Origin of the sequence: Pseudomonas sp. MB-090624 (assembly GCF_003205245.1) — a bacterium.
Taxonomy (GTDB): Bacteria; Pseudomonadota; Gammaproteobacteria; order Pseudomonadales; family Pseudomonadaceae; genus Aquipseudomonas; species Aquipseudomonas juntendi.
The window spans coordinates 1-22,245 of the sequence record NZ_QJRK01000065.1; the positions used below are offsets into that span (position 1 = coordinate 1).

General features: G+C 61.8%; 24 protein-coding genes and 1 pseudogene. 10 read left to right on the forward strand and 15 right to left on the reverse strand.

Annotated features, from left to right (window positions below; translation table 11 throughout):
• Nucleotides 1-258: 258 nt before the first annotated feature.
• From DMX12_RS26530 to DMX12_RS26555, 6 genes are all read left to right on the forward strand, one after another.
• Complete coding sequence (locus tag DMX12_RS26530) at nucleotides 259-540, forward strand: hypothetical protein (RefSeq protein WP_110679880.1); 282 nt, start codon at nucleotides 259-261, stop codon at nucleotides 538-540.
• A 274-nt stretch (nucleotides 541-814) separates the two neighbouring features.
• Nucleotides 815-2,215: a YfjI family protein gene (locus DMX12_RS26535; protein WP_110679881.1), complete on the forward strand. Its 1,401-nt coding sequence runs from the start codon at nucleotides 815-817 to the stop codon at nucleotides 2,213-2,215.
• Complete coding sequence (locus tag DMX12_RS26540) at nucleotides 2,199-2,549, forward strand: hypothetical protein (RefSeq protein WP_102604233.1); 351 nt, start codon at nucleotides 2,199-2,201, stop codon at nucleotides 2,547-2,549. Before DMX12_RS26535 ends, DMX12_RS26540 begins: the two co-directional genes overlap by 17 nt.
• Nucleotides 2,536-3,516 carry an integrase domain-containing protein gene (locus tag DMX12_RS26545; protein ID WP_110679893.1) on the forward strand — a complete coding sequence of 327 codons (981 nt, stop codon included), beginning with the start codon at nucleotides 2,536-2,538 and terminating at the stop codon, nucleotides 3,514-3,516. The genes DMX12_RS26540 and DMX12_RS26545 overlap by 14 nt, the downstream gene beginning before the upstream one ends.
• The gene (locus DMX12_RS26550; protein ID WP_110679882.1) at nucleotides 3,513-3,800 is read left to right on the forward strand and encodes a hypothetical protein; all 288 of its coding nucleotides are present in this window, start codon (nucleotides 3,513-3,515) and stop codon (nucleotides 3,798-3,800) included. The genes DMX12_RS26545 and DMX12_RS26550 overlap by 4 nt, the downstream gene beginning before the upstream one ends.
• A gap of 148 nt (nucleotides 3,801-3,948) precedes the next feature.
• Nucleotides 3,949-4,320 (forward strand): transposase, encoded by a 372-nt coding sequence (locus DMX12_RS26555; protein WP_256599180.1) that lies wholly within the window; start codon nucleotides 3,949-3,951, stop codon nucleotides 4,318-4,320.
• A gap of 132 nt (nucleotides 4,321-4,452) precedes the next feature.
• On the opposite strand, the gene DMX12_RS26560 is transcribed toward DMX12_RS26555, so the two are convergent.
• The 14 genes from DMX12_RS26560 to DMX12_RS30100 form a co-directional block, all read right to left on the reverse strand.
• Nucleotides 4,453-5,613 (reverse strand): S9 family peptidase, encoded by a 1,161-nt coding sequence (locus DMX12_RS26560; protein ID WP_177411288.1) that lies wholly within the window; start codon nucleotides 5,611-5,613, stop codon nucleotides 4,453-4,455.
• 25 nt (nucleotides 5,614-5,638) lie between these two features.
• Nucleotides 5,639-6,613 (reverse strand): VOC family protein, encoded by a 975-nt coding sequence (locus tag DMX12_RS26565; RefSeq protein WP_032892916.1) that lies wholly within the window; start codon nucleotides 6,611-6,613, stop codon nucleotides 5,639-5,641.
• Nucleotides 6,614-6,750: 137 nt separating this feature from the next.
• Nucleotides 6,751-7,494 carry an SDR family NAD(P)-dependent oxidoreductase gene (locus DMX12_RS26570; RefSeq protein WP_110679884.1) on the reverse strand — a complete coding sequence of 248 codons (744 nt, stop codon included), beginning with the start codon at nucleotides 7,492-7,494 and terminating at the stop codon, nucleotides 6,751-6,753.
• A gap of 14 nt (nucleotides 7,495-7,508) precedes the next feature.
• On the reverse strand, nucleotides 7,509-8,951 hold the full coding sequence (locus DMX12_RS26575) for a carbohydrate porin (RefSeq protein ID WP_032892918.1): 1,443 nt from the start codon (nucleotides 8,949-8,951) through the stop codon (nucleotides 7,509-7,511).
• 90 nt (nucleotides 8,952-9,041) lie between these two features.
• The gene (locus DMX12_RS26580; protein ID WP_032892919.1) at nucleotides 9,042-10,271 is read right to left on the reverse strand and encodes an MFS transporter; all 1,230 of its coding nucleotides are present in this window, start codon (nucleotides 10,269-10,271) and stop codon (nucleotides 9,042-9,044) included.
• 127 nt (nucleotides 10,272-10,398) lie between these two features.
• Complete coding sequence (locus DMX12_RS26585; protein WP_032892920.1) at nucleotides 10,399-11,334, reverse strand: NAD-dependent epimerase/dehydratase family protein; 936 nt, start codon at nucleotides 11,332-11,334, stop codon at nucleotides 10,399-10,401.
• Nucleotide 11,335: 1 nt separating this feature from the next.
• Nucleotides 11,336-12,328 (reverse strand): fumarylacetoacetate hydrolase family protein, encoded by a 993-nt coding sequence (locus tag DMX12_RS26590; RefSeq protein WP_032892921.1) that lies wholly within the window; start codon nucleotides 12,326-12,328, stop codon nucleotides 11,336-11,338.
• The gene (locus tag DMX12_RS26595; RefSeq protein WP_032892922.1) at nucleotides 12,325-12,756 is read right to left on the reverse strand and encodes a VOC family protein; all 432 of its coding nucleotides are present in this window, start codon (nucleotides 12,754-12,756) and stop codon (nucleotides 12,325-12,327) included. Before DMX12_RS26595 ends, DMX12_RS26590 begins: the two co-directional genes overlap by 4 nt.
• Before the next feature lie 10 nt (nucleotides 12,757-12,766).
• Nucleotides 12,767-13,519: an SDR family NAD(P)-dependent oxidoreductase gene (locus DMX12_RS26600; protein ID WP_032892923.1), complete on the reverse strand. Its 753-nt coding sequence runs from the start codon at nucleotides 13,517-13,519 to the stop codon at nucleotides 12,767-12,769.
• Nucleotides 13,519-14,802 carry a histidinol dehydrogenase gene (gene hisD / locus DMX12_RS26605; protein ID WP_032892924.1) on the reverse strand — a complete coding sequence of 428 codons (1,284 nt, stop codon included), beginning with the start codon at nucleotides 14,800-14,802 and terminating at the stop codon, nucleotides 13,519-13,521. The genes DMX12_RS26600 and hisD overlap by 1 nt, the downstream gene beginning before the upstream one ends.
• Before the next feature lie 26 nt (nucleotides 14,803-14,828).
• A complete protein-coding gene (locus tag DMX12_RS26610; protein ID WP_032892925.1) occupies nucleotides 14,829-15,845 on the reverse strand; it encodes an SMP-30/gluconolactonase/LRE family protein in 1,017 nt (338 codons plus the stop codon).
• A 15-nt stretch (nucleotides 15,846-15,860) separates the two neighbouring features.
• On the reverse strand, nucleotides 15,861-16,988 hold the full coding sequence (locus tag DMX12_RS26615) for an FAD-dependent oxidoreductase (protein ID WP_032892926.1): 1,128 nt from the start codon (nucleotides 16,986-16,988) through the stop codon (nucleotides 15,861-15,863).
• A 297-nt stretch (nucleotides 16,989-17,285) separates the two neighbouring features.
• Entirely contained in the window at nucleotides 17,286-17,528 is a 243-nt protein-coding gene (locus DMX12_RS30095) for an SDR family oxidoreductase (RefSeq protein WP_256599182.1), read from the reverse strand.
• Nucleotides 17,529-17,535: 7 nt separating this feature from the next.
• Entirely contained in the window at nucleotides 17,536-17,979 is a 444-nt protein-coding gene (locus DMX12_RS30100) for an SDR family NAD(P)-dependent oxidoreductase (protein WP_252117767.1), read from the reverse strand.
• Nucleotides 17,980-18,171: 192 nt separating this feature from the next.
• Between DMX12_RS30100 and DMX12_RS26625 the strand changes: the two genes are divergently transcribed.
• Nucleotides 18,172-19,083: a LysR family transcriptional regulator gene (locus DMX12_RS26625; RefSeq protein WP_032892927.1), complete on the forward strand. Its 912-nt coding sequence runs from the start codon at nucleotides 18,172-18,174 to the stop codon at nucleotides 19,081-19,083.
• Nucleotides 19,084-19,119: 36 nt separating this feature from the next.
• Here the strand turns inward: DMX12_RS26625 and DMX12_RS26630 are convergent, their stop codons facing one another.
• Nucleotides 19,120-19,560 carry a helix-turn-helix domain-containing protein gene (locus DMX12_RS26630; protein WP_110679894.1) on the reverse strand — a complete coding sequence of 147 codons (441 nt, stop codon included), beginning with the start codon at nucleotides 19,558-19,560 and terminating at the stop codon, nucleotides 19,120-19,122.
• Between the two features lie 164 nt (nucleotides 19,561-19,724).
• Between DMX12_RS26630 and DMX12_RS26635 the strand changes: the two genes are divergently transcribed.
• The 3 genes and pseudogenes from DMX12_RS26635 to DMX12_RS30105 all read left to right on the forward strand — a co-directional run.
• Nucleotides 19,725-21,308: an NAD(P)/FAD-dependent oxidoreductase gene (locus DMX12_RS26635; protein WP_032892928.1), complete on the forward strand. Its 1,584-nt coding sequence runs from the start codon at nucleotides 19,725-19,727 to the stop codon at nucleotides 21,306-21,308.
• 2 nt (nucleotides 21,309-21,310) lie between these two features.
• Entirely contained in the window at nucleotides 21,311-21,535 is a 225-nt protein-coding gene (locus DMX12_RS26640) for a hypothetical protein (RefSeq protein WP_032892929.1), read from the forward strand.
• 276 nt (nucleotides 21,536-21,811) lie between these two features.
• A pseudogene (locus DMX12_RS30105) lies at nucleotides 21,812-22,009 on the forward strand (integrase arm-type DNA-binding domain-containing protein); the annotation flags it as partial.
• Between the last annotated feature and the right edge of the window lie 236 nt (nucleotides 22,010-22,245).

Below are 22,245 nucleotides of genomic sequence, written 5' to 3' on the forward strand. Positions count from 1 at the left end.
TCTTGCTGGAATTAGCGAAGGAAACATGCACCAGCAGTAGGTGAAGCATCAACCAGATAATCCGATGAGATGCCGGTCTGTCTCACTCTCATGCAAAGGTAAGATCAACCATTTAATCCGCTTACCCAACCAAAACTGTACAAGCGCTGTCCTCGACAGCACCCAGGTAGCCAGAACCTTTGAGGCTACGCCACACCGTGGTGGTTCTCCCCCAAGTGCGATTAGCGTCCGGCGGCTCGCACGGTCACTACCCATGTGATGGATGCCTACTTCTTCCAGTATGCCCACTGCGGCAACTCATACTCCTTCCTGGCTGCTCTGCAGCAACTTATCCGCTTGGCCATTTCTTGCGCCAACCTGTTGCCCGTCTCTTTGCCTCCTAAAGAGACGGGCGCATATCACACTGCTGCAGCCCTGCTCGCACGGGCCTTTGCGGCTTTCCCCCTTGTGACAATCGGCGTGACAAACACCGAATGCTCACTCGCCACAGCGATGCCGATGATGGTGCCGCAGCCCATGAAATGGACTGCACCTGACTGACAGTCAGGCATGCCCCGGTCACCGCCTCACTGCCTTCACCTGACTCAGGATCTCGCGGCACTGGTCTCGTCAGCCAGTGCAGCCTCCACCCGCCCACCGCTATCGGTGTTCAGGAGGCCAGATCATGAGATGCCCAAGCTCCCGGCCGTAAGGAGCCGTCAGTCCCGCGTGAGTGGACAAACCTCACAGGTCGCAGGGGCCTTGATCCCTGGCAACACTCAGCAACCGTGGCGGGATGAGTGAGGACGAAGTCGACAATTTCAGGAGAAGTGCGATGCAACTGTGCGAAGCGTTTGAGCCACCACAACCCTTGCTGGAATACCAGCAGGCGCCACTGCCCTACCCGGTCGAAGCACTCGGGGAATTGTTGGGCCCTGCGGTCGAACGACTGGCCGAGGTGATCGGCGTGCCCTGCGCCATGGCTGCGCAATCGGTACTGGCTACCACGGCCTTGGTGAGCCAAGGCCATGCCAATGCCCACCTCGACGGTCGAACCTATCCGCTGTCCCTCTACCTACTGACGGTGGCATCTTCGGGTGATCGCAAAAGCGCGGTGGATCACCTGGCACTGAAGGCGGCACGCGACTGGGAACGACAGCAGTGGACCCTGTATGAGGAAAAGCTCAAAGCCTATCGCTCCGCTACCAGCATCATGGCCAAACCCAAAACCTCGAAGACAACCTCCGGGGCGGAAGGCGGCGAGCTGTCCGAGCCGGTGCCACCGAGACTGATCATTGCCGAGCCCACCATTGAGGCCCTGGTCAAAAGCCTGTGCCATGGCTTGCCCAGCATGGGCTTGTTCAATGATGAAGGTGGCCAGTTCTTGGGTAGCAGCACCATGAGCAAAGAGAATCTGCTCAAGGCAATCACCACCTTGTCGCTGCTGTGGGATGGCAGCCCGATCGACCGGGCGCGCTCCATGGCTGGGGAAAGCCTGCGGGCCTATGATCGCCGCCTCAGCCTGCATCTGATGCTACAGCCCTACCTGGCCAACCAAATTTTCAAAGACCCGGTTATCAATGGCCAAGGCATCCTGGGCCGTTGCCTGATCAGTTGGCCCGAGCGCCTGGCCGGCCAACGACTCTACAAGGCAATCGACCTGACCCGAGATGCCAAAGTCCAGCGCTACCAACAGCGGATCACCGCCCTGCTGCAAAAGCCCTGGTCACTTCACAAGGATGGCTCACTCAATCCCGCCACGCTGGAGCTGACTCCCCGCGCCCGTCGTGCCTGGATCGATATTCACGACACCATCGAGTGCCAGTCTGGCGAGTTCGGCGAACTGGCCGGCGTCCAGCCTGTCGCGAGCAAGGCCGCGGCGAATGTACTGCGTATCGCGGGCGTGCTGGCCATGGTTGAAGAGGCCTGTGCCTTGGACGAAGCACACATCCAGCGCGCCTCCACGCTGATGGATTACTACCTGGCCGAGATTCAGCGCCTGACCGAACAGGAGCCGGTCAATAGTCGACGCGAGGAAGCGGATCGGTTGCTGCGCTGGCTGATGCAGAAAGGCTGGACCCAGTTCACCGTCCGCGACGTCAATCGCAACGGTCCGCGTTTTGCTCGCAAGAGCGCTGACCATACCGCCTCTTTATTCGTCGAGCTGATCACTCATCGCTGGCTGAGCTGCCGCGACGGAAAAACATTCGAGGTGCGCCATGTTTCGCCTCAATGACGCGGTGCGCCGCTACCAGGCGAAACATCAATCGCAACCTGAATCGTGGCGTGTCGCCGCTTCTGTCGCCACCCTGTCGCCACGCGCCAGGCCAGAAACGACGCGGGTTGTCGCCACTGTCGCCGCTGTCGCCACACCCCCCTTGGAACCTGCCCTCCTCGCCCGGCTGATCGAGCAACTGCGTGAGGAAGGGGCAGTGCTGCAACACCAGGAGAACGCCCTCCTGATCCGTCCAACACACTGGCGGCAGGTGGACAGACTCAGCCCTCACTGGAAAGCCCTGCTGCTCTTTCTGCAAACAAACGAAAACGGTGATGACGATGACTTTGATTAGTCGGCGTGATGGTCGCAACTTTGGCTATGGCCGCCAGCTGAGCTATGCCGGCTCACAAGCGCTAAAGGATTTGTTTGCCGGCGGCCACTTCGCCACGGTCAAAGCGCATAGTGATCGCTGGCATGCGTTCGTGCGTTGGTGTCGATCAGAGGACGGCCCCGGTTACAACGATGCGCGCCAGATCGATAGACAGACGCTACAAGACTACGCCGCGTCTCTGCGCCAGCAGATCCAGCAAGGTGAACTCTGCATCGCCACCGCGCAGAACCGCCTGAGCAGCGTTAATCGCACCCTCGCCGCGCTACGCGGTGATCAGGACGTGAGGATCGCCAGCCCGAGTCAGGCGTTGGGACAGAAGCGCTCGAGCGTACGCACCCGCGCGCCGGATGGCCAAGACCACCAACAGGTGCGGCGAGTACTCGAGGCGCTTGGCGAACAGCACCACCAGCGGGTGGCCGCGATTGTCCTGTTGGCCCGAGCAACCGGCATGCGCCTGCGCGAAGCGATCCTGGCTGACCTGCCACGCTTGCACCGCGAAGCCGAACACTTCGGCCGCATCAACATCCAGGACGGCACCAAAGGCGGCCGCTCAGGGGCATCAGCGCCGCGATGGGTCGTGGCCAATGAAGCGGTGCAAGCGGCGCTGCAGTTGGCTCGTAAGGCATCGCCGCCCCACAGCCGCAACTTGCTGGCCCGAGACGAAAGCTACGCCGTGTTCCTGCAACAGACCGTGCTCCCCGCCCGCAAAACGCTGCATGAACACGGGCTGAAGGGTTTCCATGAACTGCGAGCGGCCTACGCCTGCGAGCGTTACGAGCAACTCACTGGCCACGCCGCACCGGTCAATGATGGTCACTGCTATCGCATTGACCGCGACCTCGATCAACAGGCTCGGCATCAGATCAGCCTTGAGCTCGGACATAACCGGATCGATGTGGTTTCGGCCTACATTGGAGGTCGAGCATGACCAAGCCCTTCGATATGACGCTGTTCCTGAGCGGCGTATTGACTGGCTCGAATGCCACCCAGCAACGCCACCTACGCCAAGCCCAAATCATGCAGGCAGCCATTCAGCAACGATGGCGGCGAGACAATCCCTGGACCTGGCAGCTCAAGCATGTGCGCTGGTTTTTCACTCAGCACCTGAAAGATCATTCCGACGCCACCCGGTATTACTATCGACTCACCGCTATATTAATCACGAAGCGATTAGGGAACGACCGAGGACTCCTCCTCACCTCGGCATCTTGAGTTCCAGACTGAAGGTGCGAGTCCACACGTGAAGCTTATGCGCATTGCGGTCGACTTGGCCAAGAACGTGTTTCAGATTCACGGCGTGGATCGGCATGAGCAACCAGTCTGGCGGCAGCGTTTACCTCGAGATCGATGACTTCAAACGGTGCTGAAGAAGATCGAGCCCCACTGTAAGATCGGTATGGGAAATTGTAGCGGTGCGCACCATTTTGCGCGGCAGCTACAGGCATGCGGATTCCAGGTGAGGCTGATCGCGCCTCAGTTCGTCAAACCGTACGTCAAGAGCAACAAGAACGATGCCAACAATGCCGAGGCAATCTGTGAGGCGATGAGCCGCCCCAGTATGCGCTTCGTCGCCGTCAAGACAATCGAGCAACGGGATATCCAGGCGGCGCATCTCATCCGGGCCGGTTTAATCGAACAGCGGACAGCCAAAGCCAATCAGATTCGTAGGCGGATCGCCGAGTACGGCCTCATTGCGCCTAAGGCATTACTGATGCAATACCGTGCGGGCTAGAAGATGCAGGTAACGAGTACCAGGCTTTTTAGCCACCAATCCACCGATAATTTCGCCCCTCACCCCGCTTGCCAGAGCAAAACTCAGACTCGTTGGATCCAGGCCTTCGTCTGGATCCATCCCTGCGGGCTTTTATCCTACAGTGCCGCCCAATCGTTCTGCGACCCAATCCGCAATCCATGCACCGGCGTTCGCGGTGTTGTCCAGGCTGCTGTGGTGGATGCCGCCCTCACGTGGGGTAAATATCTTCAACTCGCGATCAGGGCTGTGAGTGAGTTGGTCGAAGGACTGGTGCGCGTACTCCAGCGGGATCTGCCGGTCCGCCTGGCCATGGGTCACTAGGAACGGTACCTTGATGCGCTCCATCACGCCGTTGAGGTGCACCTGCTCGGCGAGGCTCATGAACTCGTCCATATCGCTCGCACCCCATACCCAGCGCACGTGCTCCCAGTAATGCGGCACCGGCCGTTCGCCTTCGCGAGTCAGGCGGCGTTTTTGCATTTCGCCCCAGTTGTGGTTGGCGCCCCACACCACGCCCAGGGCGAAGCGCGGTTCGAAGGCCACGGCGCGCGGGCAGTAGTAACCGCCCAGGGACACGCCCAGCAAACCGATACGCTGCGGGTCGATTTGCGCGCAGGTCTGCAGGTAGTCCATCAGCGGGCTGGCCCACTGTTCGGTGTTCGGCACAGCAGTCATGCCGTGCAGGCGCAGCGCTTCCCCGGTGCCAGGCTGGTCTATGAACAGGCTGGCGATGCCGCGCTTGGCCAGCAACTGGGGGAACAGGCCCGCGCGATGGACCATCTCCTTAGTACTGTCCAGACCGTTGACAATCACCAGGCACGGCGCCGCACCTGTCACACCTTCTGCCGGAGTGAATAGCCCGGCGATGTGGGCACCGGCGTAGGGGATCTCGAAGCGCTGGGTGTTTTCTTCCGACAGCTTCACGCCCTCGGCAAAGGTTCGCAGAAACTTGGCATACAGAGCCTTGCGCGGCGCATAACCGTGGGCCTGCATGCGCTCGGCGGTGATGAAGTACACCGCGGCGCGGTTGAGCTTATCGCCAGCGCTGAGCAATCGGCCGCAGGCCTTATCTTCTTCGGCCAGGGCCACCAGGTTGTCACCGCCCGCCTCCCATGCGGCCAGAAACGCCTGGGTGCCTTCGTCGTCACCCTGGCGGGCCACTTCCAGCAACGGCCGGCACATGGTCTCGATCTCGCCGATCTTGCCGCCCATCTCGATGGCCGCTGCCACCGCCAGGCTCCACACGTAGTTGGTTTCGAAATACTGGAACATGCTCATCAATCAATCCTTATCAAGTTCAGCGGCGCACGGCCGGGTGTTCGCCCTGGTAAAAGCTGACGTCCCACGGGATGTCGTCCTGCATAAACGGCGGCGGGTTACCCATCCACTGCGCCGTGCCGAAGCGGAACTCCCACTCGCGCGGCACCCAGTTGTCGTCCAGGTAGTCGGTATCGGCGCCGTATTCGGCTTCACCGCCAGTGGGCGAGTTGAAATAGCAAAAGATCGCTGAGGCGATGCGGTGCCGGCCGGTGCCAAGAAAACCGTGCTGCCAGCCGCGCTTGGTCATGTAGTTGGAGCCCACCATAACCTCGTCGAAGTCCTCGACGCCAAAGCAGGTGTGATGGAAGCGCGGCACCCCACCCGCCCCCGGCGCCTGGTTGTTGAGCAAAAAGGTGTTGTGGTGCTCGTTGGCGCCATCGGCGCGCAGGTACGTGCCCACACCCTTCTGGTGGTCGGAGAGGCGAAAGTTCAAGCGGTCGCGAAAGAACGCGAAACTCTGCCAGTAATCATCCACGGCAAACACCACGTGGTTAATGGTTTTCGGCCGCGCGCGGGTGCGCCACTTGCGGTGCTGGTTGAGGCGGTTAACGTTACCTGCGGCGTTGATCGGGTCGGGCGCGTAAGTCACCTTCTTGCGGGTGAACACGCGCAAGCCCAGGGCCTGACCGCAGTCGCTGTGAAAGTGCCAGGCGCCGTCGTCGCCCAGGCGCACGTCGCGGTCCGTGGAAAGGTCCGCCACCAGCCGCGCCAAGCTCTCGGTGTTGTCCACGCCCCAGATGGTTTCCTTCACGCCAAAGCCTTCGTAGCGCGAGACCGGGATGGAGGCGTGCTCGATGCCGCGCACGATGATGGTCGAGCCTTCATCCAGGCGGTAAAGGGTTTCCTGATCGTTGGCGCTCAGGCGCACCAAGCCGAAATCGTCGAAGAACCGCGAGGCCGAGGCCAGGTCCTCGACGCCGTACAACAAGGTGTCGATGCCGATGATCGCCATCTTAGGTCTCCTGCAAAATAAAGTTACGCTGCATTGTTGTTGTCCTTGTAGAGCGGAGTTGCCCTGCCAGAGTAAGGAAGCCTGGCCCCTGCCGACCAATCGTTTGTCGGCATGGGATCTATCCATTCTGTGGATAGCTAAAAAAGGAAACCACCATCCACGTTAAATACCTGGCCGGTCATGTAGCGCGAGGCGTTGGATGACAGGAACGCCAGCACCCCGCACAGGTCCTCGGGCTCGCCGGTGCGCTTGATCGACTGGCTGTCACGCACTGCCTCGAACAACTGCTCTGGCAAGGCAGCGGCGCTGCCAAGGTGACGGATGAGACCCGGTGAAATGGCGTTGACGGTGATGCCGTATTCGCCCAGCTCCACAGCCAGCCCGCGGGTTAATCCGATCACGCCGCTCTTGGCGGCGATGTAGGCCAGAAAGCCCTTTTGCGGGCGCCCGGTGTTGCTCGAGGCCAGGTTGATGATGCGCCCCCAGCCGCGCTCGCGCATACCGGGCGCAAAGGCCTGGCTGAGCAAGAACGACGCGTCCAGGGTCACCGCCAGGCAGTCACTCCAGTCCAGCAAGCTGGTATCTGCCAGGTTCTTAAGCGGGATGTAGGCAGCGTTGTTGACCAGCACGTCGCAACGGCCGAAGCGCTCCAATACCTGGCCCTGCAGGTAGGCGATCTGCTCGGGCTCGCGCAGGTCGCAGCGAAAGGCCTGCGCCACCCCGCCCTGTTGCTCGATGGCACGCACCACGTGGTCGGCATCGACGCAGTCGACCACGGCGATGCGCATCCCTTCCCTGGCCAGGCGTACGGCGAAGGCATGGCCCAGGCCACCCGCGGCGCCGGTGATCAGGGCGACCGGTTGATCGTTGTGTTCAGCCATGGTGTTTCTCCGAATCAGTGGTGAGAGTTCAAACCGAGCATTTCGTCGAACTGCACGTGGAACAGCAGGCCCGCGGCGTAGCCGTCTCGTGGGTTGACGCCGGTGTAGGGGTTAAGCCAACTGTTGGCGCCCCATGTACGCAGCACAAACGGACTGACGACGATGCTGTCGGTGAGGATGAAGTTGGCGTCCAGGGACACGGCGTATTCATTACGCCCGGGGTTGTAATTTCCGCCCCCGGTTGCGGCGTGAGCCTCTTCGAGGAAGCGTTGCTCGCGGCTGGTCAGTTGCGCCCAGTTGACGTTCACCGAATAGCTGTCGAACGGCCGGCTGCGAAACGGGGCCGAGAGGATCAGCCCGGCGTTGCCCTGGGTGCCGACGCCGTTGGTGGTATCTTCGTCCAGGGTGTGGGTCAGGCTGGCATAGGCCGCCACGGCGGTGGGGGCAGGGTCGTTGGTTTTGCCGCCATCCTGGCGCCAGACGGTTTTCTTGGCGCCCAAGTAAAAGCCGCTGACGCCCTTGCTGGTGTCGGCTGCGGCACTGGGGTCGGTGACTTTAGAGGTGCCGTTAACCGTGTAGTACGGGTCGGTCTGCTGGCCGTTGTTGTGAAAGCCCAGTACCTCGAGGGTTTGCGGGTAGGCTTCCATGCGGTAGTCAGTGCGATAGGCCAGGTTGGCCAGGTACACCGTGCTCAGGGTACCACCGCTGTCACCGGCGTCTCGCTCCCAGCCGTTGGTGAACGGGTAGGCATTGTTACTGCGCCAGGCTCCGACCTGGGCGCGTAACGCGGAGCTGAAATCGTAGCCCACCCGCGCGCCCCAGTTGGCGTAAGGCGGCGGGTTGATACCGGCGGTGTCCTGCAAAATGGCGTTCACGCATCCAAGCGGGACGTTGCACAGCGGTAGGGCGAAGTAGTTGCCGGCGTTGCTCTTACCCACCTCGATGGCCAGCTTGTCATCCATGAGCTTTTGCTCATAGGTGAACAGAGTCAAGTGGCTGACCCGTGGAATGTAGGGCCCCGGTTTGCCGGCGATGACATCGCCCACCTGCCCGCCGTAGGTCAGGTTGCTGGTCCAGGGCACGTACAGCTGCTCGAAGTGAATGGTGCCACCGGGCAGGCCCACCAGCTTGTCCAGGTTGAAGTCGGCGCCGATGGCAAAGAGGGTCAGCGCTTCGTGGTTGCCGGTGTCCAGGCCTACGCTGGGGTTGCGCAGGTAGATCTCGGTCATCGACAAGTGCGGGCTGACGCCGTGGTCGTTAAGCCACTTGCCTTGCTCTTCCAGTAGCTTGCCACTGGCCGGCGGCACATTGGGCTCGACGTTGAGTACCCGTGGGCCAATCTTTTCGTTAGGGTATTCGGTGGCCATGGTGTCGGCCACCGGGCCGGCTTCGCCTGCCAGGGTGGGACCCGCCGCCGCGATCATCAATGCACAGCCAAGCGCTGTTCTAATGGTCATGTTCAGTCTCTTTTGTTGTTTTTTTGAGATGAGGATGTTCGCTCCGGTGCCAGGGCACCGGAGAGTTCTATCAGTTAAAGGTCAGGCGTCTTAGAGGTTGGCGCCCATCACCCGCACGTTGCGTGCGGCCCGGCACTTGACCAGGCTGGCGGCCAGGGCCAGCACCGCCACCGGCACGCAGAGCCAGCCGGCCCAACCGACAGTGGTGGCAAGGCTGCCGCTGATCTTGCCGATGGCCACCACCAGGATCGGGCTACAGAACATGCCCAGGCAGTAGCTGCCGTACCACATGCCGGTACCGAGGCCGCGGCGCTGCCAGGGCAGCTCACGCATGTTCCAGATGGCCAGGGTGGGCAACAGCAGCCCGCAACCCAGGCCATTGACCAGCGCCACCGCCATGATGGCCTGCCAGGTGTGCATCGCCGGGATCAGCAGGAAGCTGGTGGCGATCAAGCCGAACGCCAGTGCCAGGCAATGTGGTGTGCGCAACCCTAGGCGGGTCAGCAGGTGTACGCTCAGGGTGCCCAGCACGATCATCACACTGCAGGCCGAAGCCACAAGGCCTGCGGTCTGAGGCGAATGCTCGCCGACATCACCCAGCAGGTAGGCCATCTGAATCTGCAAAATCATGAACATCACCGCGCCGATAAAGGTCACCACGCAGATGCCCAGTAACACCTGTGGCCGGAACGTCACCGTCTCGCGCGCCTGCTCTTCATCCGACGCCATGTTCGCCGCCTTCGGCTCCCACAGCATGATCTTGCTCAGCAAAGCCAGGGCCAAGGGCACCGCGTACACCACGTACGGCATGCGCCAGCCGATCTCGCCCAAGGCGCCGCCAACCATGAAGAACAGGATGGCCGAGGACGACGCGAAGGTGGTCTGCAGCGCCAGGTACTTCTGCCGTTGCGCGCCGCTGTAGTAGTCACCGATCAGCATGGTACTGATGGTCACCACCACCGCCTCCACGCAGCCCAGGGCGATACGGCTGACGATGATCGCATAGAGCGAATCGAGGAACATCGGCATGAGGCCGAACAGGCCGTAGCCGACGATGGATGCCACCAGCAACTGCTTGCGCCCGTAACGATCGGCGAGGATGCCCACCAAGGGGCTGAGCAGCGCCACCAGGAGACCCGGTACTGTCAGGGCCACCGGAATCAGGAACTCGACGTTGGGCACGCTGGCAAAATGCGCCTGCATTTGCGGCAGGCTCGGTGCCACGACAATTGCCGCCATGGGTGAAAGGCAATTGATCAACAACAGCAGGTACGTGGCGAGGGTCGCCTTGGACTGGGTGATGCTTGTGGGAGCGTTCATGGCCTCTCCGGATTGTTATTATAAAGGGTAAAACGCACGCTCTTTCTGTAGCAGCTTCTCAGGATTCGCGAGCAAGGCTTACTCCCACGGGAGAGCAAGCCTTGCTCGCGAATTTCAACGGCAGCGGTTACAGGGTTCGGTTGACCAGTTGCTGGATATCTCCGTCATGGCGCAGGCCGAGTGCTTCGGCGGCCTGCGCTTGCAACGGCGGGTAACGGCCGAAATTTGCTTCCAGTTGTTCATTGGGTTGGTAAACCACTTGTGCGCGACGGTCCTCGCCGAAGCGCTGGCACAGCCCGTCAACCAACTGCGCCATGCTCAGGTGCAGCACCGGCAAGGCAAACACTCGCCGCGCCAACAGTTTCTCGGCCGGCAGCGTGGCAGCGTGCAGCAGGTTGTCGACGCAGCGCGCCGCCGACATCCACCAGGCCACTGCCTGCGGCGACACCGGGCAGTCGAAGCGTTCGCCAGCCGCAAGCTTCCAGAACACCTCGCTCATGAACGCCGACAGCAGGCCCGAGGGCTGCGGAGGGCGCGCCACAATACCCGGAAGGCGCAGGCTAATACCATCAATCCAGCCACGGCGGCTGAAATCGTCGATCAGCAGCTCGCCCATCAGTTTCTGGGTGGCGTAGCTCAATTGCGGGCGCAGCGGCGTGTGGTCGTCCACCTGCACCGGCAACGGCGAGCCGTACACCGCGATGGTGCTGGCGAACACCACCCGTGCCGGGCTGTCCTGGTCCTTGAGCCCTTCGAGCAGGGCCAGGGTGGCGTCCAGATTGACCCGGCGGCCCAGGTTGTAGTCGCGCTCGGCGGCGCCGCCCGGGATGCTCGCCAGGTGAAAGGCGATGTCCACCGGGGTTTCCAGGGCATCGGCCAACAACGCAGTGTCGGCGATGCTGCCGGCCAGGCAACGCACACGGGCATCCTGCGGCGGCTCGGGAAAATTCAAGTCCAGCAGGGTCAGTTGGCTCCAGCCCGGCAGCGCATCGGGGTCCTCCAGCAAGCGGCGCACCAGGGTGGCGCCGACAAAGCCGTTGGCGCCGGTGATCAGTACATGCATGTCAGTTCTCCAGCACAGGCGCAGGGACAAAACGGTGATCAATGGCGCCAAACAGGCTGTGCCCGTCCAGGCCGAAGATCTCGAAACGCAGGCGGTCGCCGAACTTGAGGAATGGCGTGCTCGCCACTCCCGTCTCGATCACTTCCACCGCGCGGCGCTCGGCCAGGCAGGCAGAGCCGGTGAGGTTGTAGTCGCGATTGGAGAACGTGCCCGAACCCAGCACCGTGCCGGCGCGCAGGTTGCGAGTGCGGGCAAGGTGCATCACCAATTCCGGAAAGCTGAAGTCCATCTCGGCGCCATTGGGCTCGCCGAAACGCTGGCCGTTGCACTGCACGTGCATGGGCAACTTGACCCGGCCATCGTGCCAGGCCTCGCCAAGCTCGTCCGGGGTGACCGCCACGGGGGCAAACACCGTGCTCGGCTTGGCCCGCAGCGGGCCAAAACCAATGCTCACTTCCTTGAACAGGTGCGCACGCAGGCTTACGTCGTTAAGCAGCATCAGCAACTTGATGTGCCCAGTGGCCGCTGCCGGCTGGATACCCATGGGCACGTCATCGAGGACCACGGCCACTTCCCCCTCGAAATCGATCTGGTGCTCTTCACCCGGGACCGGGTAATCGTCGCAGGCACCAAGGAAGTCATCCCCCGAGCCCTGGTAGATGATAGGCACCGCCGGGTCTTTTTTGATGTCCAGATTGTACGCACGCTCCATCAGGCTGCCGTGGTTGAGAAACGACGACGCATCGGCCCATTGATAGGCCCGTGGCAGCGGCGCCATGGCCTCCCGCGGCTCGAAATCAAAGGCCTGGGCCGCGCGCCCTTCATTGAGTGCGGCAGACAGTTGCTGCAAGGCAGGCTCGCAGCGCGGCCAGTCTTCCAGCGCCGCCTGCAGGGTGCCGGCGATACCACTGGCCAGCACGGCGCGGCTCAGGTCGCGGCTTACCACCACCAGGCGGCCGTCACGGCTGCCGTCCTTCAGAGTTGCGAGTTTCATCGGTGTTCTCCTTGCGCCGGCCACAGGGCCGGGCATTGAATGAGTTCCAGCAAGTTACCGCTGTTGTCGCGCATAAAGCCCATGGGCGTGCCGTCGATGACGTTCTCGAAGACGATGTCGGCGCCCTTGCCGCGCAAGACCGCAAAGGCCGCTGGGGCGTCCTGCACGGCAAAGCACAGGTGCTTGTGGCCGTGGGTCTTGAGGTCCAGATGCGGCTCGCGGCGGTCGGTCGGCAGGGGGTGCGCCTGTTCAAGTTGGAACAGTTCGATGCGGTAGTCGCCGCTACGGATAAAGGCGATTTCGGCCGGAATCTGCGGGATAGATGCACGGTTCTCCAACTCGAAGCCGAGCATCAGCCGGTACCAGTCGATGGACTCATCCAGGTTGGGCACGCTGATGCCGCCGTGGTGGGGTTTGATCGCGAACATACCCACCTCCTCAGCTCAGGGGTCGTCCGCCATCCACAGGGATGACGGCGCCGGTAGTAAAGGTCAGGTGGCAGGCCAGGGCCAACACCGCCTGGGCGACTTCCTCGGGCAAGGCCAGACGCCCCAGTGGGGTGCGCGCGGCTTGCTCGTCACGCCAGTCCTGGGCCAGGCCCTGGACAAACTCGGTATCGGCCAGCCCTGGCGCCACCGAAACCACCCGTACCTGGGGCGCCAAAGCGCGGGCCAGGGATTGGGTCAGGTTATCCACCGCCGCCTTGCTGGCGCAGTAGGCGATGTTGCTGCCCATGGCCGTGCGCGCGGCGATCGAACTGATGTTCACCACCAGGCCGTCGCCGCTGGCCTTGAGCAGCGGTGCCAGCGCGCGAATGCAGGCAATCGGGCCGCGCACATTGGTGGCCAGGATGCTGTCGATCAGCGCGTCGTCCAGGCCGTCAAGGTCGACATGGGCGACAAAACGCGTGGTACCGGCGCAGTTGACCAGGATGTCGCAGCGCCCGTAATGGGCCTGAACCTGGCGGGCCAATCGGCCCAGCGCAGCGCTGTCGGTCACCGCCGCCGCCACGGCCAAGTGGCCGTTGGCAGTGGCTGGCAGGTCGGCGACTAGCGCATGGGCGGCATCGCTGGAGCGGTTGTAGCCCGCCACCACGCTGGCCCCGGCCCGGGCCAGCGCTTCACAGATCACCGCTCCCAGTCCCCCGGTGGCACCAGTGACGACCGCGACCTTACCTTCCAGGCGGTTCATCAAAGGGCCTTCTTCAGACGACGCACGCGAATGTCGGCCTGCTCCTTGTGCCCGGAGAAATGCTCCAGGGCGCACAGCCGCGAGCAAACCTCGCCAATGGCCACGCTGGCTTCGTCGGTGAGCACCCGCTGGTAGGTGTGGGTCTTGATGAACTTGCCCACCCACAGCCCGCCGGTGTAACGCCCGGCGCCCATGGTCGGCAGGGTGTGGTTGGTGCCGATCACTTTGTCGCCATAGGACACGTTGGTGCGGTGGCCCAGGAACAGCCCGCCGTAGTTAGTCATGCGCGCCAGGAACCAGTCCGGGTCGCGGGTCATCACCTGCACGTGCTCGGAACAGATGCGCTCGGACTCAGCGAGCATCTCTTCGTCGGTGTCGCATAAAATGATTTCGCCATAGTCACGCCAGGCCACACTGGCCACCGGCGCGGTGTCCAGGCGCGCCAACACCTTCTCGATGGCAGCCGGCAGTTCTTCGGCAATACGCGAACTGGTAGTCACGCAAAAGGCCGGTGAAGTCGGCCCGTGTTCTGCCTGGCCCAGCAGGTCCACGGCCACCAGTTCGGCGTCCACCGTGTCGTCGCAGATCACCATGGTTTCGGTGGGCCCGGCGAACAGGTCGATACCCACGCGGCCGTACAACTGGCGCTTGGCTTCGGCCACGTAGGCGTTGCCCGGGCCGACGATCATGTCGACCTTCTCGATGTTTTCAGTACCCAAGGCCATGGCCGAGACGCCCTGCACACCGCCCATCACGTAGATTTCGTCAGCACCGGCCATGGCCATCGCCGCGATGATCTCCGGCGACGGCTGACCATCGAACGGCGGCGCGCAGGCGATCACCCGTTTCACGCCGGCGACTTTCGCCGTCAGCACGCTCATGTGCGCCGAGGCCAGCAGCGGGTACTTGCCGCCAGGGATGTAGCAGCCCACCGAGTTCACCGGAATGTTCTTGTGGCCCAGCACCACGCCCGGCAGCGTTTCTACCTCCACGTCGCGCATCGAAAGCAGTTGGATCTGCGCGAAGCGGCGGATCTGCGCCTGGGCAAACTTGATGTCTTCAATCGCTTGGGGCGACAGGCTGTCGATGCAGCCCTGGATCTGTTCCTGACTCAGGCGCAGACTCGCTGGGTTCCAGCGGTCGAATTTTTCCGAATACTCGCGCACAGCCGCTTCGCCACGCTGTTCGATGGCGTGAATTATCTGCTCGACGGTGTCACGCACTTGAGCGTTGAGTTCGGCCTTTTGCTCGGCCGGTTTGCCTTTTTTCAGATAACGAATCATGGTCGGTTCCTGTCTTTTATTGATTTTCAGCGCCAGTGGATCAGCGGCTGACCAGCCACCGGGGCCTGGAAAAACGGAATGTGGGTGCCCTGCAGGCTGCCCAGGTATACGGTCTTCAAGTCGGGCCCACCGAAGGTCAGGCTGGCCATCCACGGTGCCAGCGTGCCGTGGGCGGCCTGCATGATCTGGGGGGTCAGGGTCTTGGCCTGGTAGTGCTGGTTCAGCAGTGCAGTGGCCTGGGGGTTGCCGTCGTCAAGCAGGGTCAACACCTCACCGTCCGGGGTCAGGGCGATCAGCTTGTCGCTCATCACCAGGGTCACCCAGAGGTTGCCGAAGGTGTCGAAGGCAAAGCCGTCGGGAAAGCCTTCCAGCTCCGCCGGGCCGAACACTTCGCGGTCGCTCAGCGAGCCGTCGGCGTTCAGGCGCAGGCGAGAGATGCGCCGCACATTGCTTTCCACCACGTACAGCCACTCTTCGTTGTCGTCGAAGCGGATCTCGTTGGTGCCGCCGAAGCCTTCGGCGACGATGCGGATGCCCTGCTCGTCGATCACGCCGATGTAACCATCCAGCACGCCGGAATTGATCGAGTCAGTCCAGGGCTGCATCGTGGTGGTTACGGTGAACCAAATCCGGCCCTGACGATCACGCAACGGGAAGTTGGTCTTGCCCATGGGCTTGCCGTCGAGCTGGTCGAACAGCACCTGGATGTTGCCCTGGCGGTCGAGCTTCTCGATACGGTCCAGGCCCCAGTTACAGATGATGAAGTCGCCCTGCTCGGTCAGCGCCAGGCCGTTGGGCAGGGAGGCACCTTGCGATTGCACGTAGCGCGATTCAAAGGAGGTCTCGTGCCCCTCCATTTGCTTGGGCGCCAGCAATGTTTGCTCGCCACTGGCGGCAATGTGCATTACCCCGCCACGAGCATCGGCGGCCCACAGGCTGCCGTCAGGTTGGGCGATGATGCATTCGGGGCGCTGCAGGTCGTGGCCGATGAAACCGATGGTATCGCGCTCGACCTGCCAGCCTTTGAGGGGGTTGCGTTGCATGTGCGTGTCCTTGCGTCAGAGCGGCTGGGCGACTACGTCGATCATCTTTTTCATCAGGCCGGCGAAGTCGGCATCCGGCGTGGGCCGTTGCTCCCATTCACCGATCTGCACCGAGCCCTGGTTGATGAACTTGCAGCGCTCAAAGCGGCGTTGCATGAAGCCGTCGAGCACCTGGTCAAGGGTCAATTCGGCACCACAGAGTTCGCCCAGCACCACGGCGTCTTCCACGGCTTGCGCGGCGCCCTGCCCCATGTGCGGCGTGGTGGCGTGGGCGGCGTCGCCGATCAGAAGCACGCGGCCGCGGTACCAGGGTGCCGGCATCAACAGTACTTCCAGCGGGCGGTACACCACCTGGCTGTTGTCGGTGATCTGCGCGCTCAGTTCCGGCACCAGGCCGCCGTAGCCTTCCAGGCGCAGGCGAAACTCGGCCGCCAGGGTGTCAGGGTCAAAGAACGGGTTACCCGGTTCCTCGAACACCGAGAGGATGTACAGGCTATCGTCGGTCAGTGGCGTGTAGCCGGCCTTGCCGCCCGCCTTGCCCTCGAACATGTGCGACCAGAGCAGGTCCTTGGGCCGTGGCAAGTTGTAGCGCCACACGCCCTGGCCGGTGAACTGCGGCGTGTACTGCTCGCCGAACACCGTGGTGCGCACCTTGGAGTACACACCGTCGGCGCCCACCACCAGGTCGTAGTCGCCACGACTGCCGTCGGTGAACTGCACGCTGACGTTATCGGCGCTCTGTTCAATGTTACTGAAGGTCAGGCCCAGGCGAAGGTGGGCGCCACTGGCGGTCACCGCATCAAGCAGCACCTGGTGCAACGCCGGGCGGGTCAGGCCGAGGTTGGCCGGGTACTGCTCACCGGCCAGCCGGGCGCCGCTGAGTTCGACTTTTACCTCGCCCTGCTGGTTGCAGATGCGCAGGCCCTTGTACGGGAAACCGGCGGCCACTGCGGCATCGGCGATGCCCAGTTGCGCCATGGCGCGAATGCAGTTGGCTTGCACCACGATGCCCACGTGGAAAACCTTGGCCTGGGGGCTGATTTCGACGATGTCGACCGCAACGCCCGCCTTGCGCAGGGCAATGGCGGCGCTGAGCCCACCGATGCCACCGCCGACGATCAGGACTTTCTTGATGTCGCTCATCAAAGCGTTCCTCTTGAACGGATCTTGTTGTGGGGGTGAATCGGGGCGGCCTTACGAGGAAATATGAGATGGGACACGGATCAGCTCTCCAAACTTATTCTTGTTATCGCCAGCCTGGTGGGGGTGCCGGCTGAACATGGCTCTACCTTAATCACCCCTCAGGTATGCCGGAAATTGTTTGTTCAGATAGGTCAAATCCAGACCGTGGATAGCTCAGCAAGCAGTCGCGCCGGCATCCACTCGTAGCTCCGTGGCCGTAACCCAGCTGGACTCGTCGCTGGCCAGGTAGATTGCCGCCTAACCGATGTGTTCGGGCTGGCCGATGCGCTGTGGTAGTAACTGATGGTCCAGGGCGGCCTGGCGAAAATGCGGGTCGGGCGCCAGGTGGGCACGGGTGGCGGCGGTTTCGATCAGCCCCGGGGAAATGCTGTTGGCGCGGATACCGTGAGGGCCGCCCTCCATTGCCAGTTGCCGGGTCATGGCCAGCACCCCGCCCTTGCCGGCGCAGTGGGCCAGTGCCGGTGAGCCTTTCAAACTCATCCAGACATTAACCGAGGCGAAGTTGATGATCGAACCGCCACCCTGGCCTTGAGCACCGGCCAGGCGGCCTGGCACAGCAGGAACACCAGGTCCAGTTCACCAGCGAGGGGCTTTCGCCAGTGCTGTGGTAATCCATGTCTTCGATCCAGGCGAACGCCCCGAAGGCAGCCTCGTTGATCAGGATATCAAAGCCCTGGTGCAGGTCTGCCGCCCACCGCACCAAGCGTTGAGCTTCGTGGGGATCGGTCAGGTCGCATGGGTGTAGGCTGTCGATGCACAGCCCTTCGCCCAAGGCCTGCGCCACGGGGTGTTGAGCGGCGACAGCGTCCAGGTCGCAGCCCAGTACACGGGCCCCCTGACGGGCGAACATCAGGGCGCAACACCGGCCAATGCCACTGCCAATACCGGTGACGAGGGCGACCTTGCCCAGCAAACGAGATGAATGAGTCATGTGCGTTCCCGCGAGAAGGATGGAACTCACCAATTTAGGAAGTCCGCCCTTCATCAGGAAATCGCCAGTCTGGATGCCAGGCATCCTTCTTGCGAATAGGCCATTTTTATCATCCAGGTTCCAACTTGCTCTATGCATAGGTATAACGACCACAAATGCCTGCCCATAATCATAAAAACACGGAGCAAGACCATGCGCTTCCATGGTTTGGATTTGAACCTGCTGGTGGTGCTGGACGTGCTGCTGGCCGAACAGAACATCACCCGCGCAGGCGAGCGCCTGCACCTCAGCCAGCCGGCCACCAGCGCGGCGCTTTCACGCTTGCGCAATTACTTCGAGGACGATCTGTTGGTGCAGATCGGCCGCAAGATGGTCCGCACGCCGATGGCCGAGACCCTGGCCCAGCCGATTCGCGACCTACTGATCCAAATGCGCTCCACGCTGGAGAACCGCACCCAGTTCCAACCGGAACTGGCCAGCCGCAACTTCACCCTGATGGCCTCGGATTATGTGGGCATGGTGCTGTTGCCCGAAGTCAGCCGCAAGCTCAGTGCCATTGCCCCGCAGTGTTCCATCGAACAGTACCTGCCCACCGATGAGGCGGCCCTCGAGATCGAACGCGGGCATGTGGATTTTTTGTTGCTGCCTGACAACAACATCCTCAAGGAACACCCTTCCACCGCACTGTTCAGCGACGAGTACGTGTGCGTGCTATGCAAGAATCACTCGGCGGCAAACGGGCCGCTGTCGATGGATGACTACAAGGCATTGGGGCACGTGCTAGTGCGTTGGGGCACCGAACATCGCGCGCCGATGGCCGATGAGTGGTTTGTGCGCAGCTTCGGCTTTGAGCGCCGGGTTGAGGTGACCACCAATACTTTCAACAGCGTGCCGCCCTTCCTGATCGGCACTCAACGTGTGGCCACCATGCACCGCCGCCTAGCCGAGCGCTGGGCGCACTACCTACCCCTGAGCGTGGTTCCCGCGCCTTGGACGGCGCCGCCGTTGACCATTGCCATGCAGTGGAATAAATACCAGCAGCATGACCCCGGGTTGGCGTGGTTGCGCCACCTGATCATCGAGACCGCAGCCTCTCTCCCCTGACCCGCTGCCTGTAGCCGCTGTCGAAGCTGCTACAGGTTAGCCGTCGTAGGCTTCGCGGGCGGCGTTGATGGTCGGGGCCTGTTGTTCGAGCCAGGCCAACAGCCCGTCCAACTGCTCCATGAGTGCCAACCCCAAAGGTTTGAGGCTGTATTCGACCTGCGGTGGGATGGTCGCGATCACCGTGCGTTCGAGCATGCCATCGCGCTCCAGGGCGCGCAGCTTGAGGGTCAGAATACGCTGTGAAAGCGTGCCATCGGCCATGCCATTGACCTCCCGCTGCAACTCGGTAAAGCGCAGTGTGCCATTGCGCAACACCAGCAACAGCAGCGGGCTCCAGCGATCGCCCAGGCGGGCCAGAGTTTCGCGGACCGGCCCATGGGGGTCGTTACCGCCGCGCAGCACGCGCGCTTTCAGATCGTCCAGCGCTTGGCGCTGAACCGTGTCGACCACTCGCGTAGACCCTTCGCCCTTGTGCATCCCACTCTCCACATATTGCGCCCAGAGGGTACGCACATTCAGGTAACCGACCCACATTAAAGTGCCGTCTTCCGCGTATCTACCAGCCGCTCTTAGAATCGCCCCAGCAGCGCCTGCACCTGGCAAGGAGCTGAAAACAAAAACAACAGACGCGGAAGGTCCACATGAATCACTACGATGTTGTCGCCATCGGCGGCGGGCACAATGGCCTGGTGGCCGCGGCCTACCTGGCCAAGGCCGGCAAGAAAGTCCTGGTGCTGGAGCGCAAGGACTACGTCGGCGGCGGCGTGACAACGCGCCAGCTTAACACTCCCGGCTTCTGGCATGACGAGCACTCGAGCGTGCACATCATGATCCAGGGCAACCCCCTGATCACCCAGGACGAGCTTGAGCTGTTCAGCAAGTTTGGCCTCAAGTACAACTACTCCGACGTGCCCCACGCCACCGTTTTCGAGGACGGTAGCGCGCTGATCACCTACCGCGACCTGGACAAGGCCTGCGAATCCATCGCCAGCATCTCTCCCCGCGATGCCGAAACCTATCGCAAACTGGCCACCAAGGCCGCGGGTCTATTGCCGATGTTCCTTTCCGGTTTCTACTCACCGCCCCTGCCCATGGGCGCCATGGTCGCCATGCTCGACCAGAGCCTGGAAGGTCGCGAGATATTTGACGCCATGCAACGCAGCACCCTGGACATCATCGATAACCTGTTCGAGCATGACAAGGTCAAGATCCATCTGCTGCGGGTGATCGCCGAGAACCTGCAAACACCCGATGAGCTGGGCACCGGCATGGGCGTCTACGTGTTCGTCGGCATCATGCACACCTATGGCGTATCGCAGCCGGTGGGGGGCAGCGGCAAGCTGTCCGAAGCACTGGTGCGCTGTATCGAGCACCACGGAGGCGAAATCCGCTGCAACAGTGAAGTGCGCAAGGTCATCACAGAAGGTGGCCGCGCTACCGGTGTCGAGCTAGCCGATGGTGAGCGCATACTGGCTCGCGACGCAGTGATCGGCGCTCTGCACCCCCATGTGATCAAACGCTTTGTCGATGGGCTGGACCCGGGTATGGTTGCCCGTGCCGAACGCGCCACGCTGGCTCCATTCAGCCTATTCGTCAGCCACTACGATTTGCACAACAAGGCCGAGTTCTACGCCGGAGCCGATGTCGGTCGCGCCACCATGTTGACCATGATGAGCAGCGACCGCCTGAGCGACATGCTCGACGACTTCGACGAGCTGCGCCGTGGTCGCGTGTCGAAGCGCCGACTGGTGGCCGGTGGTGACGAGAGCATCAACGATCCGACACGTGTGCCGCCTGGCAAAGGCATGTTCCATGGCATGACCTTTGCTCCCTACAATCTGGCAGAAGGCGGCGCCGCGCGCTGGGATGACTATAAGGAGGAGTTCGGCGACCTGAGCCTTCAGGCCTACCGCAAGTTCGTCAAGAACCTCACGCCCGACAACATCATTGCCCGCAAGGTGTGCTCACCGCTTGACCTGGAACGCAGCTCGCCCAACTCCATGGTCAAAGGCGACGTACACGGCGTAGCCCCCTACTTCTATCAGAACTTCGCGCACCGCCCCACGCCCGACCTGGGCCGCCTCTGCGTACCTGGGTTGGACAACCTGTATCTGGTAGGTCCCTTCATGCACCCAGGTGGTGGGGTATTTGGCGCAGGCCGTGGCACCGCCATCAAAATGTTCGATGACATGGGCATCGATTTCGAACGCGTGACGAGGAACTGAACATGAAGATTTTCGGTAGCGACAATAGTGAGTTGATGGCCGTCAGTGCCATTGAACGCAGTGGAAATGAGTTGGTGCTCAAGGGCAAGATTTTCGGTGCCATGCCGATGCTTGCCAAGGTACGGCCGGAGGAAGCCCGTGCAGCATTGCGATTGCTAGACTGCAAAACGGTTATATTCCTCCTTAGTCTTTTGTTCAGACCATCTAGTAAGAAGCCAAAAAATTGAGAGCCGCGGATAAAGCGATGTTGGATTTTGTTGAGCTCAATTCAGAAACGCAATATTTGATCCGGCTTTTCCTGGGCCGCTAGCTACTATCGGCTCCACCACTTCAACATCTAAAGACGTTCACGGACGTCTTTTTTTGTGTCTGAAATCCACCAAAATCAAGGGTTTGATCGCTACAGAGCTCCGCAGAGAATTTTTGAGTTCCAGCCGTTTGGGTATTCCAAGCCATCCGGTGCTATTTTTTGGAATACCAAAATGGTGTCAGAAGTAGCTCTCATGCCTGCTCCAGCCCTTCGCCTCTCCGACCGCTAGCTCAAGACAGTCAAGGCAAAAGACAAGGATTACGTCCTCAGCGATGGTGACGGCCTCCAGCTCCGATTCAGAAGCAATGGCTCGATGCTGTGGAACTTCAACTATTGCGAGCCGGTAACCAAAAATCGTATCAATATGGGGCTGGGCACGTACCCAGCGCTCTAACTAGCGAACGCCAGGAATGTTGGCGCCGACGCCGAATTGACCCACGTGCCAACGCAAGACTGACCCAACTTCAATCGGCAGAAATCCAGCACAGGAAATGGTTCGCGAGGAATCAGACTGAGTCAGTGGCATCTCGGTAACTGAGTCAATTCAGTGCCGGCGCCAACAGACAATCGCTGGCAAGCGTTCGTGCGTTGGTGTCGGTCAGATGATGATCCCGATTACAACGATGC